The following is a 22,198-nucleotide window of genomic DNA, read 5'->3' as shown; positions in this document are numbered from 1 at the left end:
CTGTGCCTCGTAGAGGCACCACAGTTTTTGTTAACAATCACTGATCGCTTACCCCGGGCGTGTAAATCCGCCTGCTGGCGTGTTTCTTTCCCGGGTCGGCGGCATATATTACGAGGTTCACTGTGATGTGTGCATTGTGTGTATTTGAACGCGTACGAGTTGTTGAGGAGATGCATTGACGATGAAACCCAGAAAAGCCCTGACCATAGCGGGTTCGGATTGCAGTGGCGGCGCGGGCATTCAGGCTGATCTGAAGACCTTCCAGGAACGGGATGTTTACGGCATGAGCGTGTTGACGGTGCTGGTGGCGATGAAGCCCGACACCTGGGCGCACGTCGTGGAACCCGTAGGACTGGAGATGATCCGCGAGCAATATGCGACCATTTTGCCGGGCATCGGCGTCGATGCTGTGAAGACCGGCATGTTGCCGACGGTGCCCATCATTGAGCTGGTTGGCGAGCTGCTGGCGGCATCGGCAGTGCCGCATCTGGTGATTGATCCGGTGATGGTCTGCAAGGGCACCAGCGAAGCGCTGTTTCCGGAAAACACCTACGCGATGGTGAAGCATTTGTTGCCGATCGCCGAAGTGGTTACGCCCAATGCCTTTGAGGCCGCGCAGCTGGCCGGTATGGATGGCATCAGCAACGAACAGGAGTTGCAGGACGCGGCACGGCGCATTCATGACCGCGGCGTTCGCAATGTGGTGATCAAGGCCGCGCGCATCTTCCCGGACCGATCCTTGGACATCCTCTTTGATGGCCGCTCCTTCCAACGCTGGGAAGAGCCGCGGCTGAACAGCACGTGGACGCATGGTGCAGGCTGCACTTTCTCGGCTTGCATTACTGCCGAACTGGCCAAGGGCGCGAGTGTGCCGGCGGCGGTGGCGACTGCGCACGACTTCGTGCAGGCGGCCTTGCACGATGCCTTCCCGCTGAATCGCCATGTGGGACCGCTCTACCACAAGGCGCTGGCAAAATCAGGCCGTGGCTGAAGGGCGCAGTAGCGCAGGACAGGTGAACGGACATGACCGACAACGACGACGACATGGCCTTGGCGGACGACGGCTATTTTGTGCCGGCGGACGAGGATCACGTCCGGCGTGAAAAAGACAAGGCCCGTGAATTGCGCCGTTCCCAGTGGTGGAAAAACGAGCTCGGCCATGGCAAATGTCATTATTGCGGCCAGCGCGTGCCACCGAAGGAGCTGACGATGGACCACATTGTGCCGATTTCCCGTGGCGGCATGAGCCGCAAGGGCAATGTCGTGCCCTGCTGCAAAAACTGCAATACGAAAAAGAAGTATCTCCTGCCCGTGGAATGGCAGGACTATCTGGATCACCTGGGTGGCAAGGGCAGCCTGCGAGAAGGCGATCAGGCCTGAAGCCAGCCAAGATTGCCGCGCCGCTGGGCGTTATGGTTCTAGCCAGAGCACCCAGACGAGCTGGCCTAAGTGCGCGCGGCGATCATCCCGAAAACTGACTTTGTCACATGCTAAGGAGCGAGGCGACATGGACGCGTTGAAAATTGCGGTTATCGGTCTGGACACCAGTCACAGCATCGCATTTCCCAAACTGATGAACGATCCGACTTGCGCGCCGGATTTGCAGGTCGCTGGCCTGCGCGTTGTCAGTTGTTTGCGCTTTGAAACCCCGTTTCAGGACGCCAAGGGGCTCGATGCCCGCCAGCAGCAGCTGGAAGCCTGGGGCGTCAAGGTCACGACTTGTCTGGACGAGGCACTGGTCGATTGTGATGCCATCATGATGGAGATCAACGACCCGGCCTACCACCTCGACTACTTTCAACGCCTGGCGGCCTTGGGCAAGCCGATTTTTCTGGACAAGCCGCTGGCGGGTACCCTTGCGGACGGCCGGGCCATTATTGCCGAGATGAAGCGCTGCGGCACGCGGGTGTGGTCGGCGTCGAGCCTGCCTTTTGCGCCTGGCATCCAGGCGGCGATTGACGCTGTCGGTGGCGCCGTCAGCGTGGGGCATTGCTTTGGTGCCCTCGGGACCGCGCCGGCCGGCGATTCGCTGATCTGGTACGGCGTACACAGCTTTGAGATGCTGCAGCGTCTGATGGGCAGCGGCGCCCAGAGCGTTCGGGCGGTGGATTTGGGGCCGGCGGTGGTGACGACGGTGGATTATGGCAATGGCCGCTATGGCGTGATTGAGTCCATCCGCAATCAATGGCAGTACGGCGGTCGGGCGCAAAGCAGCAAGCAGTCGGCGTTTTTTGATGTCGATTCCAGCCGCATCTACCACGATCTGCTGCTGCAGATCAAGGCATTTTTTCTTGGCGCCGAACCGCCGATCAGCATGGAGAAGACCTTCGAGGGCCTGGCCATGATGTGCGCGGCGCGCCAATCCATTGCCGGCGATGGCGCGGCAGTGCCGGTTGAGAAACTCTGAGGATATGGAACACACCTTGTTGGCAGCGAAGTTGTTGGCGCTGGTTACTCGCGCGTCGGTGGACCTCCCGGCGGATGTTGAGGAGGCTTTGTCGCGCGCGCAAGCGCAGACGGTGCCTGGCGGCAGCGAGGCGCAGTGCTTGACGACCATGCTGAGCAATGTGGCGCTGGCGCGGCAAAAGATGCTGCCGTTATGTCAGGACACCGGGGCCCTGTTTTTTCTGGTCGAGGCGCCGGCGTGGCTGCAGCGCGGTGATTTTGAGCAAGCCGCAGCCAGGGCGATCGCCGAAGCGACGACGCGGGGCGTGCTGCGGCAGAACTGCGTGAATGCGCTGACGGGGCGCAATACCGGCAATAATCTCGGCTACGGCAGCCCGGTGATACACTGGCACGACAGCGCGTCCACCGAACTGCGCGTGACACTCATGCTCAAGGGCGGCGGCAGCGAGAACATGGGCGCGCAGTACAGTCTGCCCGACCACGGCATTCAGGCCGGGCGGGATCTTGACGGCGTTCGCCGCTGCATCCTCGACGCCGTGTGGCGCGCGCAGGGCCAGGGCTGCGCACCGGGAATACTCGGCGTGGCCTTTGGCGGCGATCGCGTCACCAGCTACGAAGAAAGCAAATTTCAGCTTCTGCGTAAAATAGGCGAGCGCAGTCCAGAGCCGGAACTGGCGGCCTTGGAAGAGCGGGTGTTGCGCGAGGCCAACAGCCTTGGCATTGGCCCCATGGGTTTTGGCGGCCAAACGAGCTTGCTGGACGTCTTCATCGGCTGGCGTTGTCGCCTGCCGGCGTCATTTTTTGTGAGCATTTCGTATATGTGCTGGTGCTGTCGGCGCCAGACGATGATCATCAAGCATGGCGAGGTCTAGTCAGAGAAAGGCGTTGCGATGAGCGAGCAGGTATCGATTGTTCTGGTGGGCATTGGTGGGTATGGGAACACCTACGTGTCGGCTTTGCTGGGGCAGAGTGGCGAAAAATCCTGGCGTTTGGCTGGCGTGGTTGATCCGCTGGCCAGCAAAGCGCCGGGCTTTGCGGCCCTGCAGGCGTTGGACGTGCCCTTTTACGCGACATTGGACGAGTTTTACGCCGGCAACAGTGCGGATTTGGCTGTGATTGCCTCGCCAATTCAGTATCATTGCACACAGACTTGTACGGCGTTGCGGCACGGCAGCAACGTGCTCTGCGAGAAGCCCGTCAGTGCGGTGATTCAGGAAGTCGAACAGATGATTGCTGCTCGCGACCACGCTGAACGATTTGTGGGCATTGGCTACCAGTGGTCCTTCCATCCGGTCATCCAAGCCTTCAAGGCCGACGTGCTGGCGGGGCTCTTTGGGCGGCCCATACGTTTGCGGACGATGGTGTTATGGCCGCGCAACGACAAGTACTACGGCCGTAACAACTGGGCCGGCGCGCTGCAGAGTTCCCGCGGCGACTGGATTCTGGACAGTCCAGTCAACAACGCTTGCGCGCATTATCTGCACAACATGCTGTACGTCATTGGTCCGACGGTGGACCGTTCGGCACAACCGGCGACCGTGCAGGCCGAGTTGTATCGGGCCAATCCCATCACGAATTACGACACGGCCGCGCTGCGGGTGATGACCACCTGCGGTGCGGAAATCCTTTTTTACACGACCCACGCCGTCACCCGCAACCGCGGACCGGAGTTCGTCTATGAGTTCGAGAAGGGCACAGTGACCTTCAATTACAAAAGCAAGCTGCTTTGGGCAACCTTCAGCGACGGCAGCAGCAAGGACTACGGCTGCCCGGACACCCAGATTACCACGAAACTGTGGGACGCCATCGCGGCCTGCCGCGGTGAGAAAAAGATCGTCTGCGGCTTGGAAGCGGCGATGATGCACACGCTGTGCGTCAATGGTGCGCAGGATTCTGTACCGGCAGTCAAGGATTTCCCGCCGTCGTGGGTGTACAAGGCCGGCGTGCCCGGCAATCAGTTCCGGGTGATGCCGGGTTTGGCCGATCTGATGCCGGCCGCCTATGACGCCGGGTTGCTGTTGAGCGACTACCAGGCGCAGCCGTGGAGCCAGCTGGGCCGCGTTGTCTCGCTGGACAATTACCACCGTTTCCCCAGCCATTAAGGGATCCTCGTGCAACATACTGCCCGGCAAAAGCCGTAGACAGGAAAGAAAAGACATGCGTTTGTTGTCTCTGATCGTATTCATGTGTTCTTTGTGGTGCTTGACGCCCTTGTTGGCCCAAGCTGACACCTCGGCAGCTGCTCCGTTAGCAGCATCTGCCACCGCGGCTGGGGCGCGCAACGTGGGCGACTTCAGCCGCGATGCGAGCGGCTGGGTGAGCCGCAGCTGGTTGGCTGACGGCAGCGCCAAGACCGAGCCGTTGAGCGTGCGCGCCGCCGCCGGCGATGCGCCCGGCGGCTTGATCATGCCCCTGCAATTCCCCGGCAAGCAGGAATTTGTCACGCCGGTCGTTGTCGGGGATGGCTGGCTGGACGCCGGCCACCTCGAATTCGTCTTTGCGGTACCGCAGTCCTTGCCGGAGACGGCCATGATCACGATTTTCACCAAGGACGCCGACCATCTGTGGCGGCAGCAGCGCCGGCGTTTTCCGGCGCCGCAGGACGGCGTGGTGCGGGTCAGCGTGCCCATCCGGGGTCGCGAGGCGGTCGCCAGCTGGGAAAGCCTCGGGCATCAGCGGCCTTGGACGGCGTTGACCGCGCGTCTTCTCAGCGAAGTCGGCTGCAGTTTTGAGCCGGATACGGGTGCTAGCGACACATTCAGTGGCGAGGTGGTGTTGACGGCCATGCGTCTATTGCCACCCCAGGCGTTGGCGCCGCTGCGGGTGCTGGGCATGAACTACGAGCCGCGCAGCCCGCTGCTGGGCGAACGCATGGAGTGGACGCTGCGGCTGTCGGCTTGGCCGGCGGCGCCATTTGCTCTGAAGCGGACGCGCATCGTCGCCGAAATTACCCCCCCGCACGGTCAAGTTGAGCTCGCCTATGGCTTTTACTACGAAGATTTTCTCTACGACCGCGAGGAATGGGACAAGACGAAATGCCTGACGCCCAGCGGCGAGCCTAGCTTCAAGATCCGCTATTGTCCGCGGGGGCCCGGTGAATACAGCGTGCGCATCAGCGGCGACATTGATGGTGAGACCTTCAAGTTGCCGGAAATGCGTTTTCACGCCCGTGAGAGCGCCGAGCCCTATCGCGGTTTTGTTCGTCGCGACCCGGATTTTGATCAGTTTTTTGTGCATGACGACGGCACGCCGTTCTGGGGCCTGGGCATCAATGTGCGTTCGCCCTTTGACAATCGCTACCAGCAGGTCGCGCCATACAGCCAATGGCAGGACCAGGGTTTGGCGGCATACGAGCGTCTCTTCCGCAAATACCGCGAGAACGGCATCAACTTGGTGGAAGTGTGGATGTGCTCGTGGTGGCTGGCTTTGGAGTGGATCAACGACGCGCCGGGCTTCCACGGCGTCGGCCACTACAACCAGTACCGCGCCTGGATGCTCGACCACATCCTGCGTCTGGCCGAGGAAAATGACATCTACCTCATCATCGTCTTGAACAACCACGGCAAATTCGGCATGACCTACGACACGGAGTGGGCGCGCAATCCCTACAACAAGGAACTGGGCGGCTTTTTGGACAAATGCGAGGACTACTTCACCGATGAGCGCGCTCGCGCCGCCTTCAAACAGACTGCCGATTACATCCTCGCGCGCTGGAGCGCCAGCCCCAATGTCTTCTCCTGGAAGTTGTTCACGGAAGTCGATCTCACTGGTCCCTCGCTGAGTTTCTACCTTGATCCGTCCGTGGCTGCCTGGCATCGCGAGATGGGCGCCTACATGAAGGAACAGGATCTTTACAAGCACCCCATCAATACCCACTGGATGCTCAGTTATCACCGCATCAACGACGCCATTGCCACGCTGCCCGAGCTGGATGCCATGGCCACCGACGCCTATTATAGCGGCGGCGGCACCGCACAGCTCATCAATCTCCTGCGCTCGGGGCGCGTCTTTGCCAAGGAGCGCAAAAAGCCGCTACTGATCACCGAATACGGCGGCTCGTCCTACGCGGACAGTATGGGCAATCTGATGAAGCAGGTGAGCATTGGCCTGTGGACGGGATTCTTCAATGAGGCCGGCGTCATTCCCATGTACTGGTGGTTTGCGCTGGTGGACGACAAGGACCTCTATTACGAGTATCGCGCGCTGTCGCGTTTCGGCAAAGACGAGGACCGCCGCGGGCTGGAATGCCGGAATTATGATTTGAGCGGCCTGCCCATCAACGTCAATGAACTGCGTGGCAAGGACCGGCTGCTGTACTGGTTGTTTGACACCGAGTACTACCTTTCCGATCTGGAAAACGTGGTGCCGGCGCGGCGTGAGAACGTCGTGTTGGAACTGCCGCGGCTCGATGTCGGTGATTACCAGGTGGAGATCTGGGATCTCCAGCGCGGTGAAGTCTGCGAAGAACGGACGCTGGCGGTGGTGAGCGGCGAGGAAGAACGGCAGCGGCTCAGCTTGCCGCCCTTCGCGGCGCATGTGGCTCTCAAGATCAAGGCCGCGCCGCTGCCCCTGCCTGATGGCGGCCAGTAACGCGCGGCGTGGCGCTGGCCGTGAGGGGGCTCGGGTTGTTTCCGGACGCGGCCGTCTGGGCCGGTTCGGGGCCGGCGCGGATGCGCACGAATGCCTTGCATAGTATGCCGTGGCGATGGCGGTTCAGACCCCCCGTTGCAGTTTGACAAGTCAGTAAATGACAGTACCTTATTGCTTTAACCGCAAGGGTTCCCATGAAGGAAAAAGAGACGTCAGAAATAGCGGTCATCCAGGAGATCAGTACAGCCGTCGTTCACGAACGCAATGTCGAGGAGCTGTTGAATCGCGTCCTCGAAATTCTGAACCGGAAAATGGGCATGTTGCGGGGGACTTTCACCCTCCTGCACGGCGATGTGCTTGCCATTGAAGCGTCGCAGGGGCTGGATGAAAATGAGAAGAAGCGCGGCCGCTACCGGCTAGGCGAAGGCATCACCGGTCAAGTCGCCGCCAGCGGCAAGCCCGCACTCATTGCGGACATCGCCAAGGACAAGCGCTTTCTTGATCGCACTGGCGCGCGCGGCCGTGACGGCCATACGGCCTTCCTCTGCGTACCGGTGTGGCGCAATGAGCGGGTCGTCGGCACTCTCAGCATTGATCGTCGCAATGACACACCGGGTGTGGATCTCGAACAAGACCTGCGGATGTTGGAGATCATTGGCAACCTCACGGCCGACGCCGTGGCGGTACGGCAGCAGGAAATTGAAGAACGCGAAACGCTGCTGGAAGAGAACAAGCGCCTGCGCAGCGCCCTGGATACGACGGAAACGCCGGGGGAGCTCATTGGCAACTGCCGGACCATGCAGAAGATCTACGAGCTGATCCGGCAGGTTGCTCCGACCAACGCCACCGTGCTTATCCGCGGTAGCTCTGGTACGGGTAAGGAGCTGGTGGCCAACGCCATCCGCATGCTCAGCCCGCGTGCCGACAAGCCCTTCATCGCCTTCAATTGCGCGGCTTTGCCGGAAAATCTGGTTGAGAGCGAGCTTTTTGGTTACGAGAAGGGGGCCTTTACGGGCGCCATTGCCCGGCGCATTGGCCGGGCTGAAGCCGCTGATGGCGGCACGCTGTTTTTGGACGAGATTGGCGACCTGTCCTTGCCGATCCAGGTGAAGCTGCTGCGTTTTATCCAGGAGCGCACTTTTTCGCGTCTTGGCGGCAATGCCGAGCTGAAGACGGACGTGCGGTTGCTGGCGGCGACGAGTCGGAATTTGGAAGAGCTGATGGCGCAGGGGCGTTTTCGTGAGGACCTCTACTATCGCTTGAATATCTTCCCCATCGTCTTGCCGGATTTGAAGAACCGCCGGTCGGACATCATGTTGCTCGCAGAGCATTTTGTGGCTAAATTCAATCTGAAGTACGGCAAGAGCATCCGCCGTTTTTCGACGCCAGCGATCAACATGTTGATGGCGTATCACTGGCCGGGCAATGTTCGCGAGTTGGAGAACTGCATTGAGCGGGCGGTGCTGACGGCGTCTGATGACAGCATTCACGGCTACAATTTACCGATGTCGTTGCAGACGGCGAAGGACTCGGGCATCGAACAGCCGGTGGCGGAGGGCACGAAGGTGCCCTTCAACACACTGGTTGCGTCTTTTGAGCGTGAATTGATTGTTGACGCTTTGAAGCGGAACAACGGCAACATGTCGGCGGCGGCGCGTGATTTGGGTCTTTCGCCCCGCGTGATACATTATAAAATCAACCAGCACGGGGTGACCCCCGAGTGGTACAAGCAGCGGCCGTCGCGGCGGCGCGCCCAGGAATGAGTGCGGGGCATCCGGCACATGGCCGGCCACGGCCAACGCCGGGTGCTTTGTTTTGTCGTCGCCGTGCTGGTGTTCATGAGTGCATGGCCGGCAGAAGTGTGTTTTATGTGTAATGGATTCGAGTGACTTAGGTGTCCGCAGATCAATAAAGGATAAAGACATGCCTTCAATAGTTGTGATTGGAACCCAGTGGGGCGATGAGGGAAAAGGCAAGATTGTTGACCACTTGGCGGCGAAGGCTGACGTGGTGGCGCGCTATCAAGGCGGAAACAACGCTGGCCATACTGTGGTCGTGAAGGGAGTGGAGCACAAGCTGCACCTTCTGCCGTCGGGCATTCTCTATCCGGGCTGCCTCTGTGTGATCGGCAACGACGTGGTAGTTGATCCGGCGGTGCTGCTCAAGGAGATTGCGGTGATGCGCGAGCGTGGGGTGGATGTGAGCGGGCTGCGCATATCGAGCCGGGCGCACGTCATCATGCCTTATCATCGCCTGCTCGACCGCCTGGAAGAGGAGCAGAAGGGCGCTAACAAAATCGGCACTACCGGGCGCGGCATCGGCCCCTGCTACCAGGACAAAGTCGCCCGTGTCGGTATTCGCTTCGTATCATTGCTGGACAAGGAGGCCTTTGCGGCTGAACTCAAGCAGAACATCGCCATGAAAGATCCGATTCTGACCAAAGTGTACGGCCAGGCGCCAATGGATTTTCAGGCGATCTATGACGAGTACTGCGGCTATGCCGAGCAGCTGCGGTCTTTTGTGACCGAGACGACCTTTGTGGTCAACCAGGCGATCGCCAAGCAGCAGAAGGTCCTTTTTGAGGGCGCGCAGGCGACCATGCTGGATTTGGATTTCGGGACCTATCCTTACGTGACCTCATCGCATCCGATAGCTGCGGGTGCGTGTATTGGCACGGGGACGGGGCCCAGGAATATTGGCAAGGTCATCGGCGTGGTCAAGGCCTACTCGACTCGCGTCGGCGAAGGGCCCTTCCCCACGGAGCAGCTCAACGAGATCGGTGAGAAGATTCGCAAAATTGGCCATGAATATGGCACGACGACGGGCCGGCCGCGGCGCTGTGGCTGGCTTGATGTCTGCGGTTTGCGCTTTGCCCGTGAACTCAGCGCGATTGATTGCATGGCGCTCACGCGTTTGGACATTCTCGATAGCATGCCTACGCTGAAGATCTGCGTGGCGTACCGCTACCACGGCGCCTTGCTGGACGCTTATCCGGCGAGCTTGAAGGTGCTGGGCGAGGTCGAGCCGGTCTACGAAGAGCTGCCGGGTTGGCAGTCGGACATCACCGGCATTCGCCGTTATGAGGATCTGCCGACGGCCTGCCGAGCCTACGTGGAACGCATCGCGGTGCTGACTGGCATGCGCACGGGCATCGTATCCGTCGGGCCGGGCCGTGACCAGACCATCGTCTGCGAACCCATGTTTTGAAGAGGCGATATAACAAAATCGCTAAATTGACGTTGATTATAGCGATGACCGGCAGGTGATGAGGACCGCGGGTCCCGACCGGTTAGCCAACAAGTCAACGAGAGTATAGCAAACAGAAGGAAGACGCACATGAAAAAGATCTTGATGCTGGGATTGATGGGCGCATGCTGCATGGGTTTTGCTCAGGATGCTGCGCCGGCTGACGCGCCACCGCCGCCGGCTGGCCGCCGTGGCGGCCCGGGGCCGAACGCCCCGGCTTTCATTGAACGCCTGCAGAGCAGCGCCAAAGAGCTTCTCGCCCTCTATGACAAGAATGGCGACGGCAAACTCGACGAGGCCGAAAAGGCGGCTATGGACAAAGAGCTTGCCGATATTGAAGTGAAGGCCCGCCTCGCCCGCTTCTACCAGCAGATCAAAGCCATCGACACAGATGGTGATATGGTCATCAGCCCCGAAGAGGCCGCCGAGGCACCGACAAAACTGCAGGAATTCCAGCGGAAACGTATGGAAGAGATGCGCCGCAACCGTCCCGAGCGCCCGGACCGCCCCGGCCGCCCCGGCGCCCCCGGTGAAGGCGAGCGCGGCCCGCGTCGCCGCCAGGGACCGCCAGCAGCTGGCGAGCAGCCCGCACCGCCCGCGCCGCCCGCGCCGCCTGCGCCGCCCGCCCAGTAATACCGTCAGCTAACGCGCAATAGCGCCTGACACACAAAACACAACGCCCCCGCTGACTTCACGCCAGTGGGGGCGTTTCGCGTTAACGGTCTTTGACGAGATGGCCGCTCAAGAGAGTTTGGATGGACGCTATGTACGCTATGTACACGATGTACACGATGTACACGATGGACACGATGGACACGATGGACACGATGGACACGATGGACACGATGGACACGATGGACACGATGGACACGATGGACACGATGGACACGATGGACACGCAGTGCGCGCTGCGGTGCAGGGAAATTACGCTTGAGCAACCGCGCAGAAGCAGGAGTGTGGGTTCAATGCAAGCAACCTAACGATTTCCCTTGCTCTTGTTGTTTCACCCAAACAGCCATGTGTCGTGTCGGCCTGTCATCGCCGCGAAGCGGCAGAAGCGCTGAAAGTGCGAAACATGATAGCCCAGGGCAAGCACGCTGAAGGCGTGCGCCGCCCTGGGTAAGACGCCAATCAAGGCTGGGTTCCTCGGCCTCTTTGGCTCCAGTCGGCGAAGCTGACTGGAGCCAAAGAGGCAATGGAACTACGTAACGATTTCCCTGTGCTGTGCCTTGCGACCACCGCAGAGTTTTTTGGGTAGCCCCTACAGAGAAATTAGCGGCGTGGCGCGATGCGGGTGAAGCTGATGTCGTCAAACTGGCCGCCGTGGCCTTCCCCGCAGTTGTCGATGCGATTACGCCCGACGCTCCAGATACGCGCTGCTTTGAGCTTTTCCTGGGTGGTTTTCGTCTGCCACCGGGGTGTGGCGGCGTTCTTGCCAGCGCTATTGTCGGTGGCCGTAGAGGCTGCGGTGTCGGAAATGATGCTGGGGGCTGCGACGGCGTCCGGCGTGTGGGTGACCGTTGGCGTTGTGGGCGCGTCGGTGGTGGTTGCTGCCGCTGGCGTGTCGTTGGTAACGGGCGCGGTGGACACTTCTGTGGCTACTGGTGTTGTTGCATCGGTTGGCGTTGGTTGATCTACCGGTACGATAGTGATGACTGGTAGTGTTTCATCAAGCAATTCGTAACGCAAGGGCTGGTCATTGAATGGGTCGCGGGGGATAGTTGGCAGGAAGGCCGGCACGAGTTGATCCAGAGTTTCCGGAAACTTGCCATGCTGCAGAACATGGCGATCTAGGGCAATGGCGCAGGTGAGCAAGCGGTGTTTGGCACTCGCCGTTTGGACATTCGTTTGGAGGCTTTTCATTGACGTGAGCAGCACTGGCACGCCCCAGTCGCTGGTGATGCGCGGGGCGTTGCAGAAGTCTTCTTGGATAAATAGCGTCAACGCGTCACGCTGTTGTTTGCGCAGGAAGATATGCAGGGGGGCCAGGAGCGGGCGGAGTTTGCTGGTGTCGAAAATGAGTATGTCGCGGGAGTGGGTGCCGTTCATGATCTCGTCGAAGGCGACATTGAGTAGGGCGCTTTCGCCAAACCGCAGCAACGGCAGTTGCTTCTGCAGGCAGGCGCGACTGAGAAACAGGTCCTGGGCACTCCGGTTCAAGGCTGCCTCGTCAAAGACATTGGCGTTAATGGCCAGGGCCAGAGCGGTGCTGGCATAGTGAAGGCATTGGAGGTTGGCATACAATGACGCGGCAAAAGGCTCTTCCGAGAGCGACAGATGCAGGGCGTGGGTGCATTGCCAAAGCTTGGCAAGGGCGTCTGAGTCCTGACGCTGGGCGGCGCTGAGAACCCGCGCCGGCAGGAGCGATGCCCAGTCCTGCAACCAATCCAGGTACGGTAGGGCGCGGACATCATCGCTGTTTTCGGCGACTAGCGGGAATTTGAGGATTTGGTTGTTGCTTAGCCGATGGTCGACGAGCTCAATGAGCGCGCTGTAGCCGGCCAGTTCGTTGTCTAGCGCCTTGATGAATTCGTCGTTCAAGGCCGGCGTACTGGGCAGCGTTTGTGCCAGGTGGATCAGCGGCGTGGCGTCGTGGGCATTTTGGCTGCCGACCTGCTGCAGCGCCGCGAAAAATGCAGCGTCGGGTTCGTGGCCGTTGTAATAGACATCGCGGATGCCGGTGATGTCCAGCGGGGCGCCCCAGGTGGCCGCGACCTGCTTGCGTTCGCGGGCCAGCAGGACATCGCTGTAGTAACTGGCGGCGAAAGAGACGATCCAACCGACGAGAAAGACGGCCCAGAGCGTCTGCAGCACCGGCGAATAGAACTCCTTGCGGGTTAGCTTGGCCAGCAGAACGTAGAGCCACAGGGAAAGCACGTAATCGACCAAAAAGAAAATGGCGTGGGCGTGGGCGAGCTCTTCCGGGCTGAAACGTTGGCTGCCGGCGTTGGCGACGCCAAGGAAAATGTAGGCCGCGAAGGTCAAGAGCGCCGGCACGACGGCAACCACGAAGGCCTTGCGGGACACCGTCCAAGCCGCCAGCGGCGCGCCCAGGGCTTTGAGCAGAAACCAGAGAAAAACCGGGAAAAGCAACAGCAGCTCTCGGGGCGAGGTAAATAAGGCTGCCGCGAACACGCAGGTGACGGCCGTGAGCAGCAGTGCAATGGGTAGGGCGTAACCCGACATCATGTCTTGCCAGATCGGCGAGCGGCTGGCTCGGCCAATGCGGGTGTAAAAAATGTACAGCGCGGCAAACAGGCCGGGGACCAGTAGGGCGTCAAGCAATACCAGCAGCAGCCAAGGCAGAAACATGCCGACACTGACACCGGCGAAAGCCCGTTCCAGAGAAAACATCTGGAAGTAATTCAGGGTGAGCCACGAACAGCCTAAGAGCAAGGTGTGCAGGAAAATGCATGACTGCGCCAAAAAGGGCAAAGACTTTTTTTTCATGAACACTATCCCCAGTACGCAGAAGATAAGGGTGAGCTGATGCGCAGCGCTACAATAACCCGCCGACGCTGCTTGCGCCACGCACGAGCAGAAATTAGCCAGACAGCGAAGACAGCATTCGTCCTATTTGCGGCTTTAGGCTGGAAGGGGGAGGTGCTGACCGCGTGGACCGCGTGGACAGCGTGGACCGGAAACACAACGCGTGTGTGTAGCGGATACGGTTGTCCGAAGTGCCAGTGAAGGTAATGGGTCAGTAACCACCCCGGTGGGGGAAACACCGGGGACAATTTGCAGGAAACCCACGGCCCGCCGCCGCCCAGCCATGACATATGGGTAGCTAACCAGGCAGCGGGTTTCATAGGAGCAATGCTCTTCACATAGCATGCGGCAATCGCCGGCGATGAGTTGATTAGTAACCATGCACAAGATCATTCGCCGAGGTTTTGAGCACCGAAGGTGCGCCCTAAGATAGCCCAGGGCAAGCGCCCGCAGGGCGCGTCGCCCTGGGTAAGGTGCCCCAACCCAAAAGAGCCCTGAGAGGGCGGCCTAAAAGACCTGCAACGAAGGGCCACAGCGCAAAATTGCCGCAGCAATCAATGAGTTCCATTGCCTCTTTGGCTCCAGTCAGCTTCGCCGACTGAAGCCAAAGAGGCTGAGGAACACGGACCAATATGGCGCGCTACCCAGGGCGGCGCGCGCCTTCGGCGCCGCTTGCCCTGGGCTATCTTAGGCCGCGCTTTCAGCGCTTCTGCCGCTTCGCGGCGGAAATGCACGACGAGAAAAGGCTGCTTGGTTGAAACAACAAGTGCCAAGGATACCGTTAAATGAGGAGCATCGGTTTCATAGGAGTAACCATCCCGGTGGGGGAAACACCGGGGACAATTTGCAGGAAACCCACGGCCATTCGCCGCCCCGCCATGACATATGGGTAGCTAACCAGGCAGCGGGTTTCATAGGAGCAATGCTCTTCACATAGCATGCGGCAATCGCCGGCGATGAGTTGATTAGTAACCATGCACAAGATCATTCGCCGAGGTTTTGAGCACCGAAGGTGCGCCCTAAGATAGCCCAGGGCAAGCGCCCGCAGGGCGCGTCGCCCTGGGTAAGGTGCCCCAACCCAAAAGAGCCCTGAGAGGGCGGCCTAAAAGACCTGCAACGAAGGGCCACAGCGCAAAATTGCCGCAGCAATCAATGAGTTCCATTGCCTCTTTGGCTCCAGTCAGCTTCGCCGACTGAAGCCAAAGAGGCTGAGGAACACGGACCAATATGGCGCGCTACCCAGGGCGGCGCGCGCCTTCGGCGCCGCTTGCCCTGGGCTATCTTAGGCCGCGATTTCAGCGCTTCTGCCGCTTCGCGGCGGAAATGCACGACGAGAAAAGGCTGCTTGGTTGAAACAACAAGTGCCAAGGATACCGTTAAATGAGGAGCATCGGTTTCATAGGAGCCATTGAGAATGGATGCACGGCATGCCTCTCGCTGGCGCGGTGGGACGCGACGTGCCTCGCCAATGTGGCGCCCTCCCAGCGCTGCCCCGGGGCGATGCTCTCATCACGGCCGGAACATGGACGCGGGAGGGGGCTGTTCGGGAACGTCAGCGTGGGGCTGTTCGGGTGTCGTGCGAGGAGCTAACCTCTGGTGACGGTGCGGGCGGGACGCCCGCACCACGGCTGGGAGACGGGCGCGCGAGTGGACGCGGGCTGAAAGCCCGCACCACGGCCGGAAGACGGGCGCGCCTAGGGCCGCCTGTTGCTCTACCGCTTAATTATCAATTACTGACCGATTGCCAAGGAAGCACAATTTTCCGTTACTGCGGGTCGGCGGCTGCAAAAGCGGGATATAGTAAGCCAAGCGTGCACACGCAGGGCTGCGTAGGTATTTGACATGGAAGTCGCGTGGCACTGGGTGCGGGGCGTTTGGGCCGGTTTTCGAGCGTCGCGATTGGCTGCGGGTGGCGTTTTGGTGCGGTAATGGCGCAAGAAGGAGTGGCTGGACAATGACATATAATGGCCTAGGCTTGCATTTGGGGACACTGAGCAGATTGTCGTCAGCGCAGACGCGGTCGATCAGCCCGGAGAATTTCAGTGGTGGCAAGGGCGGTGGTGGTCAGGCGACGACGGGTACTGGGGCGTCGTGTGCGCGTGATTTGGGTGCGGGCTGGAAAGTATCGCCGTCGGTGGCGATTGAGGCCGGCGAGTGTTTTACGCTGGCGGACATCAGCGGCATGGGCGCTGTGCAGCAGGTCTGGCTGACGCCGACGGGCAACTGGCGTTATCAGATCCTGCGGCTGTATTGGGACGACCAGGAGCAGCCGTCGGTGGAATGTCCCGTGGGGGATTTCTTTGGCATGGGCTGGGGGCGTTATGCGCCGTTGAATTCGCTGGCGGTGTGTGTGAATCCCGGCCGGGCCTTCAATAGCTACTGGGAAATGCCTTTCCGCAAGCGCTGCCGCATCACGTTAACGAACATCTCCACGGAGGCTGTTCGGCTGTACTATCAAGTGAATTATACTCTGACGGAGGTGCCGGAGGACTGCGCGTATTTCCATGCGCAGTTCCGGCGGGCCAATCCCCTGCCGTACAAGAGCGTCTACACCATTCTGGATGGTGTGAAAGGGCCGGGGCATTATGTCGGCGTCTGCATGCACTGGGGCGTGAACAACACGGGTTGGTGGGGCGAGGGCGAGATCAAATTCTACCTGGATGGCGACGACGAGTATCCGACCATTTGCGGCACTGGAACTGAGGATTATTTCTGCGGGTCCTACAACTTCGAGAACCAGGCCACGCACCAGTACGAGACCTTCAGCACGGCGTACGCGGGTCTGCATCAAGTGATCAAGCCGGATGGCGTCTATGCCAGCCAGCAGCGGTTTGCGATGTATCGCTGGCACATCATGGATCCCATCCGTTTCAGCTCGGATCTGCGGGTGACCATCCAGGCGCTGGGATGGCGCAGCGGTGGGCGTTATTTGCCTCTGCAGGACGACATATCGTCGGTGGCTTTCTGGTATCAGCGGCTGCCGACGGCGCCATTTCCGGCGCTGCCTGATCGGGATGGGCTGGAAGTGATATAACGGCGCTGGCGCTTTTCAGATTGATAATAACCGGTGGCGATGGTAATAAAGAGTCGTGTTGGGCGTTAGATGTTGGCTACTGGTAGGCTTGGGCGACAATGCCCGTTACCGGACAGTGCAAGGATAGGAGTCGTGCGTGAGTTATTCGGAACTGCCCATCGGGCTGGCGTTGCTGGTCTGCGACACGGTGATAGAAGATCGCCGGACGCTGAAGAAGAGCCTCGTGGGGCTTTTCAGCCAGATCAACGTGGGCAAATTGCCCTATGTGCATCCGGGGCTGTTTCTGTTTGTGTCGCTGACTGGCGGTACGGGCGAGTATCCCTGTGAGATTCTTTGCGAGCATGTGGATAGCGCGGAGAAAGTATTTGCGATGAAGTGCAAGGTGGCTTTCAAGTCGCCCTACGACGTCGCCGAGCTGGTTTTTGCGCTTCGTTCCCTGCGTTTCACGCAACCGGGGCGTTATTGGATTAAAGTACTGGTTGAGAGTATGCCCTTGATGATGCGGCCGCTGGTGGTGACTTGCCGGCCGCCGGCGGCGCCGGGCGGTGCGGCTGACCCAGGACAACGGCCGGCGGCACCGCCACCGCCGCCGCCACAACCATAAGCAGATGACGGCGATGATGTTGAGGTGATGCTGAATGGCATTGTACAAATACAAAGTGAGTGACGCTGCCGGAAAGATCAGTGAGTTGCTGATTGAGGGCGACTCCCAGGCCGATGCGGCCCGGCGGATACAGCGCCGGGGCTTGATGCCGCTGGATTTTCTGGGCGAGGGCAGCAAGACGCAGCAGGGAGGGGGCTGGTTCGGCCCCAAGCTCAATGTGGTCGAGTTTACTGAACGCCTGGTACCCCTACTGCAGGCGAACATCACGCTGGAGCGGGCGCTGGGCATTGTCGGCGATGACAATGACAATCCCGTGCTGGCCGAAACTGTTGGCGACCTGCGGCGGGGCCTGCATGAGGGCAAGAAGTTCTCGCAGCTAATACGTGATCGTGGGCGTACTTTCCCGCAGTTGTACTCGGGTGTGGTCGAGGCCGGTGAGGAGGCCGGGGCGCTGCCGCAGGTGATGGGCGAGTTGCGGCGTTTTCTGAGTGAGAGCCAGGAGCTGCGGTCCTTCATCATCTCGTCATCGGTCTATCCGTTGTTTATAGCGTTTACGGGCGTGGTGATGATGGTGGTCGTGCTCGGGGTGATCGTGCCGCGGTTTGCGACGGCGCTGGCGGGAGCGGGCGTGGAGTCGATGGCGACGACGATTCTGCTGGGCGTGTCGAGTTTCTTCCGCAACTATTGGTGGCTGAGTCTGGTTTTGCTGGCGCTGGTGATCTATGTGGTGACGCAATTGCGCAAAGAGGGCAGCGCCCTGCGCATTCGCTACGACCACTGGATCCTGCGGGTGCCGTTGGCGGGGCGCCTAGTGCTGTATGCGAATATCGCCCGGCTGTGCCGGACGATGGCCATCCTCATGCGCAGCGGCGTGCATCTGTTGAACACGGTGGTGATAGCGAATCGGGTGGTGCAGAACCAGGCGATCAGCCAGTCGATCGTAGGGCTGTCCGGCGAATTGCGCCAGGGCCAGCGGCTGTCGGCGGCATTAAGCAAGAGCGAGTACATACCGTCGCTGATGCTGAAGATGATCGCAGTGGGCGAGGAGACGGGGTCGGTCGAGACGATGCTGGAGCGCGTTGCCGACCGCTATGAAGAGGACATGAAGCGGCTGGTCAAACGGCTGTTGAGCCTGTTTGAGCCGGCGATCATCATTTGCCTCGGGCTGGGCGTTGGCGTCGTCGTGTTGCTGATGTTCATGGCCATGATGGACATGCAGGGCGCCGCGGGCTGAGGATAGTCGCTTGGCAATGCTGGTTTCGGTGGAAAATAAGATTGGGTAGCAAGTCAACGCATAGAAAAGGACGCAGGCCATGAGCAAGGACAAGAGCAGTTTACGGCGGGTTCGCCGCCACCGTTTCACCCTGATTGAGATTATGATCGTGGTGATGATCATCGGCATGCTGGCGGCGCTGGTCGGCCCGAACATTGTCGGCAATTTGGACAAGTCGCGGGTGAAGAGCACCAAGGCCCAGCTGGTGTCGGTCAAGAACGCCGTGCAGCAGTATTACATGGACATGTCGACGTATCCGACGCGGCTGGACGAGCTGATCACCAATCCTGGTAATGAGAAGTGGGACGGGCCTTATCTCGAAGCCAAGAGTATCCCGAAGGACGGCTGGGGCAATGACTTCCAGTACAGCGTGCCTGGGCAGGACAATATGCCCTTTGACATCATCAGCTATGGTGGCGACAAGAGCTCGGGTGGCACCGGCAACAATGAAGACATTTCCTGCTGGAATTGACGTGCAGAGACGATCTGACAAGTTTAGCGAAGGCGTTGTGCGCGGCAGTCGCTGCCATCGCCATGGCTTCACGCTGTTTGAGATATTGATTGTGACGCTGTTGATAGCGGTGATTGCCGCTTTGGTCGGGCCACGGGTGAGTGCCATCCCCAAGCGCTATGTGGTCGAGAACAATCTGAGTAAATTGCGCCAGGCGATCAACGAGACAGCCACGCGCGCTCGGGCCAGCGGCCGGGGATTGACGCTGGCGCTGGATACGGACGCGTCGAGCTTCGCGGTAACCGCACTGGAGCAGACACTGGCGCGCGAGTGGGTGCCGCCGGCGACTGGCGGCAAGGATGGCGTCGGGCCGTCCATGGGCTTCATTGAGGTCAAATCCAGCTATGAGCTTGGCAAAGACTTCACTTGGACGCCGGAGAATGATGCGCTCAATGACGATGGCAAGGTGGTCTATTATTTCCACCCCAGCGGTGAAGCGGGTGGGCCGACACTCGACTTCGAACTGAAGGGCCGGCGCTTCCGTTTGGATGTCGACCGCCTTACTGGCACGCCGCTGATCCAGGAGCTGGAGCAGTAAGGCGTCGCGCAGGCGAGGCGGGTCACTGTGCAGCGCCGTCGGCGAGCATCGCCAGCAGCTGATCTTCCGTGATGACCTTGACGCCGAGCTGCGAGGCTTTTTCCGTTTTTTTGGCGCCGACGTTGGCGCCGGCGACCAGATAGGTGGTATTTCTGCTGACGGTGGAAGACACCGTGCCGCCGGCAGCGCGGATTTTGGCACTGGCCTCATCGCGGTCCATGCTGGTCAAGGTGCCGGTGAGGACGAAGGTCTTGCCGCTGAGGGTGGCGCCACCGGCCGCCGCGGCGCCGTCGGCGCTTTCTGGGGCGCTGCCACTACTGCCGGGCGACGCCGGCGTGATAGCGAGGGCCCTAAGGCGGCTGAGGATGTTCTTGCCGGCCGCGCTGTGGAAGAAATCGAGGACGGCCTGGGCGGTTTTGGGGCCGATGACAGTGGTGACGAAGCCGTTGCCGGCGCCGCTACTGGGCTTAAGCAGGCCCAAGGCCTGCAGGCGTTCGAGCCACTCAGTGCGTGCTCGGTCTGGTATCGCCTGGCGTTGTTCAGCGAAGGCGAAGAGATCGCCTAGCGCCGCGTCCTGCGCCGTGGCGGTACTGGCGCTGCGGTGGTTGCCACCGGTGTTTTTGTCCTGCCCGTCCATGATGTCCAGGAGCGCCTGTAGGGTGGGCGACGTGGCGACTTCAAAGATATCGCGGTGGGTCCTGGCGATATGGAAGGCCGTGGCCTTGCCGACTTCGGGGATGCCGATGGCCTGCAGCCAGTTTTCCAGCGGCAGATCGCGCGCGCGTTGCACGGCCGCCATGAGCTTGGCGGCATTTTTGGCGCCGAATATCCGTGGTTCGTTTTCGGTGCCGAGGTTCAGGGTGGCCAGGTCCGCTTCCTTGAGCTCGAAGATATCCAGTGGTTCTCGGACCAGCCCCTGCACGACCAGCGCTTCGGCGACCACGCCACCGAGGGCCTCGATGTCCATCGCGTTGCGGGCCGCAAAGTATTCCACGCGGCGGACGCTTTGCGCCGGGCATTGGAGATTCGTGCAGCGCCAGGCCGCGAATTGCGGGTCGCGGGAGATCGCTTCGCCACAGGACGGGCAGTGGCCCTGGATGTGATCGTAAAAATTGAATGGGCGGGCGTCTGCGGGGCGTTTGGGCATGACGACCGACACGACGGCGGGGATGACCTCGCCGGCCTTTTCGATGACGACGGTATCGCCGATGCGGATGTCCTTGCGGGCGATTTCGTCTTCGTTGTGGAGGGTCGCGCGGCTGATGGTGGAACCGGCGAGAGCGACTGGCTCGAGCTCGGCGACGGGGGTGAGTACGCCAGTGCGGCCGACCTGGATGGTGATGTCCCGCAGGGTAGTTTCGCGTTGTTCGGCGGCGTATTTGTAGGCGCGGGCCCAGCTGGGGGCTTTCGCGGTCATGCCGAGGACTTCGCGCTGGCTGAAACTGTCGACTTTGATGACCGCGCCGTCGATATCGTAAGGCAGGTCATGGCGGGACGCCTGGAGTTCGTCAATGGCGGCGATGATGCCAGCGAAGTCGTGGGCGATGCGCAGCCATGGTTGAGTTTTGAGACCGAAGCCATTGAAAGTCTTGAGGAGTTCCTGCTGGCTGCCGATGTCGATACCGTCGAGTTCACCCTGGGCGTAGAAGACGATGTCGAGCGGGCGTTGGGCGACGACCCGCGAGTCGAGTTGCTTCAGGGTACCGGCCGTGGCGTTGCGGGCATTGGCGAAGGGCTCTTCGCCGGCTGCGACGCGGCGTTCGTTCAGGCGCTGGAAGCCCTCCCGGCTCATGAATACTTCGCCGCGGGCTTCGAAGAGCGGCGGCGGCTCTGTGCAGCTCAGGCGCAGGGGCAGGGAGGGGATGGTTTTGAGATTGGCGCTGACATCGTCGCCTTCCATGCCGTTGCCGCGGGTCAGCGCCCGATTGAAGACGCCGGCGACATAGCGGACGGCGATGCTGACGCCGTCCACCTTCGGTTCGATAGTGTAGGTCGGCGTTTCGCCGCGGAGGCCGCGCATGACATAGTCGTGGAAGCGTCGGATTTCGCCCGGGTTGTAGGTGTTGTCGAGGCTGAGCATGGGAATGCCGTGCCGGCGGGTGACGAAGCCGGCGATGGGCTCGCCGCCGACGCGCTGGGTCGGCGAGTCGGCGGTGATGAGCTCCGGGAAGTCCCGTTCGAGCCCCTGGAGTTCCTCCATGAGGACGTCGTAGTCCCGGTCGCTGATTTCGGGGCGGGCGTCGACGTAGTAGAGGCGGTTATGCCGCCAAATGTCCCGGCGGAGATCGTCAATGCGTTGTTGGGCGTCGTCTTTGGTCATGGTCGCGCGGTCCTGCTGCTTGCTGCTCGGCGTGATGCGTAGGCTTTGTTGACAGGGCACAAGATAATCGTCAAAGAGTCGCGAATAAAGGTGTCGAGCCGAGAAAAGGCTGACGCAGTGCGGTGAGCGGTGGTGCCGAGCCGACCGCATTTTTTTAGGCGGTGGTGTTTGTTGACTGGGGTATTTT

The 22,198-nt window shown here is 60.6% G+C and carries 18 protein-coding genes; 14 read left to right on the top strand and 4 right to left on the bottom strand.

The window, feature by feature from the left end; genetic code table 11:
• Positions 1–181 precede the first annotated feature (181 nt).
• The 9 genes from thiD to J3R75_RS03950 all read left to right on the top strand — a co-directional run bounded on the left by thiD (position 182) and on the right by J3R75_RS03950 (position 10,875).
• The gene (gene thiD, locus J3R75_RS03990; RefSeq protein ID WP_307260055.1) at positions 182–991 is read left to right on the top strand and encodes a bifunctional hydroxymethylpyrimidine kinase/phosphomethylpyrimidine kinase; all 810 of its coding nucleotides are present in this window, start codon (positions 182–184) and stop codon (positions 989–991) included.
• 32 nt (positions 992–1,023) lie between these two features.
• Positions 1,024–1,380 (top strand): HNH endonuclease, encoded by a 357-nt coding sequence (locus J3R75_RS03985; protein ID WP_307260054.1) that lies wholly within the window; start codon positions 1,024–1,026, stop codon positions 1,378–1,380.
• A gap of 127 nt (positions 1,381–1,507) precedes the next feature.
• A complete protein-coding gene (locus tag J3R75_RS03980) occupies positions 1,508–2,407 on the top strand; it encodes a Gfo/Idh/MocA family protein (RefSeq protein ID WP_307260053.1) in 900 nt (299 codons plus the stop codon).
• A gap of 4 nt (positions 2,408–2,411) precedes the next feature.
• Positions 2,412–3,278: a fumarate hydratase gene (locus tag J3R75_RS03975; protein ID WP_307260052.1), complete on the top strand. Its 867-nt coding sequence runs from the start codon at positions 2,412–2,414 to the stop codon at positions 3,276–3,278.
• Positions 3,279–3,296: 18 nt separating this feature from the next.
• A complete protein-coding gene (locus tag J3R75_RS03970; protein WP_307260050.1) occupies positions 3,297–4,508 on the top strand; it encodes a Gfo/Idh/MocA family protein in 1,212 nt (403 codons plus the stop codon).
• A gap of 181 nt (positions 4,509–4,689) precedes the next feature.
• Positions 4,690–6,996 (top strand): glycoside hydrolase 5 family protein, encoded by a 2,307-nt coding sequence (locus J3R75_RS03965; protein WP_307260049.1) that lies wholly within the window; start codon positions 4,690–4,692, stop codon positions 6,994–6,996.
• A 194-nt stretch (positions 6,997–7,190) separates the two neighbouring features.
• A complete protein-coding gene (locus tag J3R75_RS03960) occupies positions 7,191–8,759 on the top strand; it encodes a sigma 54-interacting transcriptional regulator (RefSeq protein ID WP_307260047.1) in 1,569 nt (522 codons plus the stop codon).
• 160 nt (positions 8,760–8,919) lie between these two features.
• A complete protein-coding gene (locus J3R75_RS03955; protein ID WP_307260046.1) occupies positions 8,920–10,203 on the top strand; it encodes an adenylosuccinate synthase in 1,284 nt (427 codons plus the stop codon).
• A gap of 129 nt (positions 10,204–10,332) precedes the next feature.
• Positions 10,333–10,875, top strand: coding sequence for an EF-hand domain-containing protein (locus J3R75_RS03950; RefSeq protein ID WP_307260045.1), 543 nt, complete (start codon positions 10,333–10,335; stop codon positions 10,873–10,875).
• An 82-nt stretch (positions 10,876–10,957) separates the two neighbouring features.
• Here the strand turns inward: J3R75_RS03950 and J3R75_RS03945 are convergent, their stop codons facing one another.
• The 3 genes from J3R75_RS03945 to J3R75_RS03935 form a co-directional block, all read right to left on the bottom strand.
• Positions 10,958–11,140, bottom strand: coding sequence for a hypothetical protein (locus tag J3R75_RS03945; protein ID WP_307260044.1), 183 nt, complete (start codon positions 11,138–11,140; stop codon positions 10,958–10,960).
• Between the two features lie 374 nt (positions 11,141–11,514).
• Positions 11,515–13,692 (bottom strand): hypothetical protein, encoded by a 2,178-nt coding sequence (locus tag J3R75_RS03940; protein ID WP_307260043.1) that lies wholly within the window; start codon positions 13,690–13,692, stop codon positions 11,515–11,517.
• A gap of 820 nt (positions 13,693–14,512) precedes the next feature.
• Positions 14,513–14,707: a hypothetical protein gene (locus tag J3R75_RS03935; protein WP_307260042.1), complete on the bottom strand. Its 195-nt coding sequence runs from the start codon at positions 14,705–14,707 to the stop codon at positions 14,513–14,515.
• A 978-nt stretch (positions 14,708–15,685) separates the two neighbouring features.
• Between J3R75_RS03935 and J3R75_RS03930 the strand changes: the two genes are divergently transcribed.
• The 5 genes from J3R75_RS03930 (at position 15,686) to J3R75_RS03910 (ending at position 19,691) form a co-directional block, all read left to right on the top strand.
• Entirely contained in the window at positions 15,686–16,765 is a 1,080-nt protein-coding gene (locus tag J3R75_RS03930; RefSeq protein WP_307260040.1) for a glycoside hydrolase family 172 protein, read from the top strand.
• A 136-nt stretch (positions 16,766–16,901) separates the two neighbouring features.
• A complete protein-coding gene (locus J3R75_RS03925) occupies positions 16,902–17,369 on the top strand; it encodes a DUF6941 family protein (protein WP_307260039.1) in 468 nt (155 codons plus the stop codon).
• Between the two features lie 34 nt (positions 17,370–17,403).
• On the top strand, positions 17,404–18,603 hold the full coding sequence (locus J3R75_RS03920) for a type II secretion system F family protein (RefSeq protein ID WP_307260038.1): 1,200 nt from the start codon (positions 17,404–17,406) through the stop codon (positions 18,601–18,603).
• Between the two features lie 79 nt (positions 18,604–18,682).
• Positions 18,683–19,114: a type II secretion system major pseudopilin GspG gene (gene gspG / locus J3R75_RS03915; RefSeq protein ID WP_307260036.1), complete on the top strand. Its 432-nt coding sequence runs from the start codon at positions 18,683–18,685 to the stop codon at positions 19,112–19,114.
• A 1-nt stretch (position 19,115) separates the two neighbouring features.
• Positions 19,116–19,691 carry a pilus assembly FimT family protein gene (locus J3R75_RS03910; protein ID WP_307260035.1) on the top strand — a complete coding sequence of 192 codons (576 nt, stop codon included), beginning with the start codon at positions 19,116–19,118 and terminating at the stop codon, positions 19,689–19,691.
• Positions 19,692–19,713: 22 nt separating this feature from the next.
• Here J3R75_RS03910 and ligA read toward each other — a convergent pair whose 3' ends face one another.
• A complete protein-coding gene (gene ligA / locus J3R75_RS03905) occupies positions 19,714–22,011 on the bottom strand; it encodes an NAD-dependent DNA ligase LigA (protein WP_307260034.1) in 2,298 nt (765 codons plus the stop codon).
• Positions 22,012–22,198: the final 187 nt, after the last annotated feature.

This window comes from Oligosphaera ethanolica (assembly GCF_030814695.1).
Lineage (GTDB): Bacteria > Verrucomicrobiota > Lentisphaeria > Oligosphaerales > Oligosphaeraceae > Oligosphaera > Oligosphaera ethanolica.
Note: the sequence above shows the minus strand (reverse complement) of the source record. Positions and strands in the feature narration are given on the sequence as shown.

Coding starts and splice junctions, on each gene's coding strand:
- J3R75_RS03930 (WP_307260040.1), top strand. CDS start 15,686: ATGACATATAATGGCCTAGGCTTGCATTTGGGGACACTGAGCAGATTG.
- J3R75_RS03985 (WP_307260054.1), top strand. CDS start 1,024: ATGACCGACAACGACGACGACATGGCCTTGGCGGACGACGGCTATTTT.
- thiD (WP_307260055.1), top strand. CDS start 182: ATGAAACCCAGAAAAGCCCTGACCATAGCGGGTTCGGATTGCAGTGGC.
- J3R75_RS03940 (WP_307260043.1), bottom strand. CDS start 13,692: ATGAAAAAAAAGTCTTTGCCCTTTTTGGCGCAGTCATGCATTTTCCTG.
- J3R75_RS03970 (WP_307260050.1), top strand. CDS start 3,297: ATGAGCGAGCAGGTATCGATTGTTCTGGTGGGCATTGGTGGGTATGGG.
- J3R75_RS03960 (WP_307260047.1), top strand. CDS start 7,191: ATGAAGGAAAAAGAGACGTCAGAAATAGCGGTCATCCAGGAGATCAGT.
- J3R75_RS03955 (WP_307260046.1), top strand. CDS start 8,920: ATGCCTTCAATAGTTGTGATTGGAACCCAGTGGGGCGATGAGGGAAAA.
- J3R75_RS03950 (WP_307260045.1), top strand. CDS start 10,333: ATGAAAAAGATCTTGATGCTGGGATTGATGGGCGCATGCTGCATGGGT.
- J3R75_RS03920 (WP_307260038.1), top strand. CDS start 17,404: ATGGCATTGTACAAATACAAAGTGAGTGACGCTGCCGGAAAGATCAGT.
- J3R75_RS03935 (WP_307260042.1), bottom strand. CDS start 14,707: ATGGTTACTAATCAACTCATCGCCGGCGATTGCCGCATGCTATGTGAA.
- J3R75_RS03975 (WP_307260052.1), top strand. CDS start 2,412: ATGGAACACACCTTGTTGGCAGCGAAGTTGTTGGCGCTGGTTACTCGC.
- ligA (WP_307260034.1), bottom strand. CDS start 22,011: ATGACCAAAGACGACGCCCAACAACGCATTGACGATCTCCGCCGGGAC.
- gspG (WP_307260036.1), top strand. CDS start 18,683: ATGAGCAAGGACAAGAGCAGTTTACGGCGGGTTCGCCGCCACCGTTTC.
- J3R75_RS03980 (WP_307260053.1), top strand. CDS start 1,508: ATGGACGCGTTGAAAATTGCGGTTATCGGTCTGGACACCAGTCACAGC.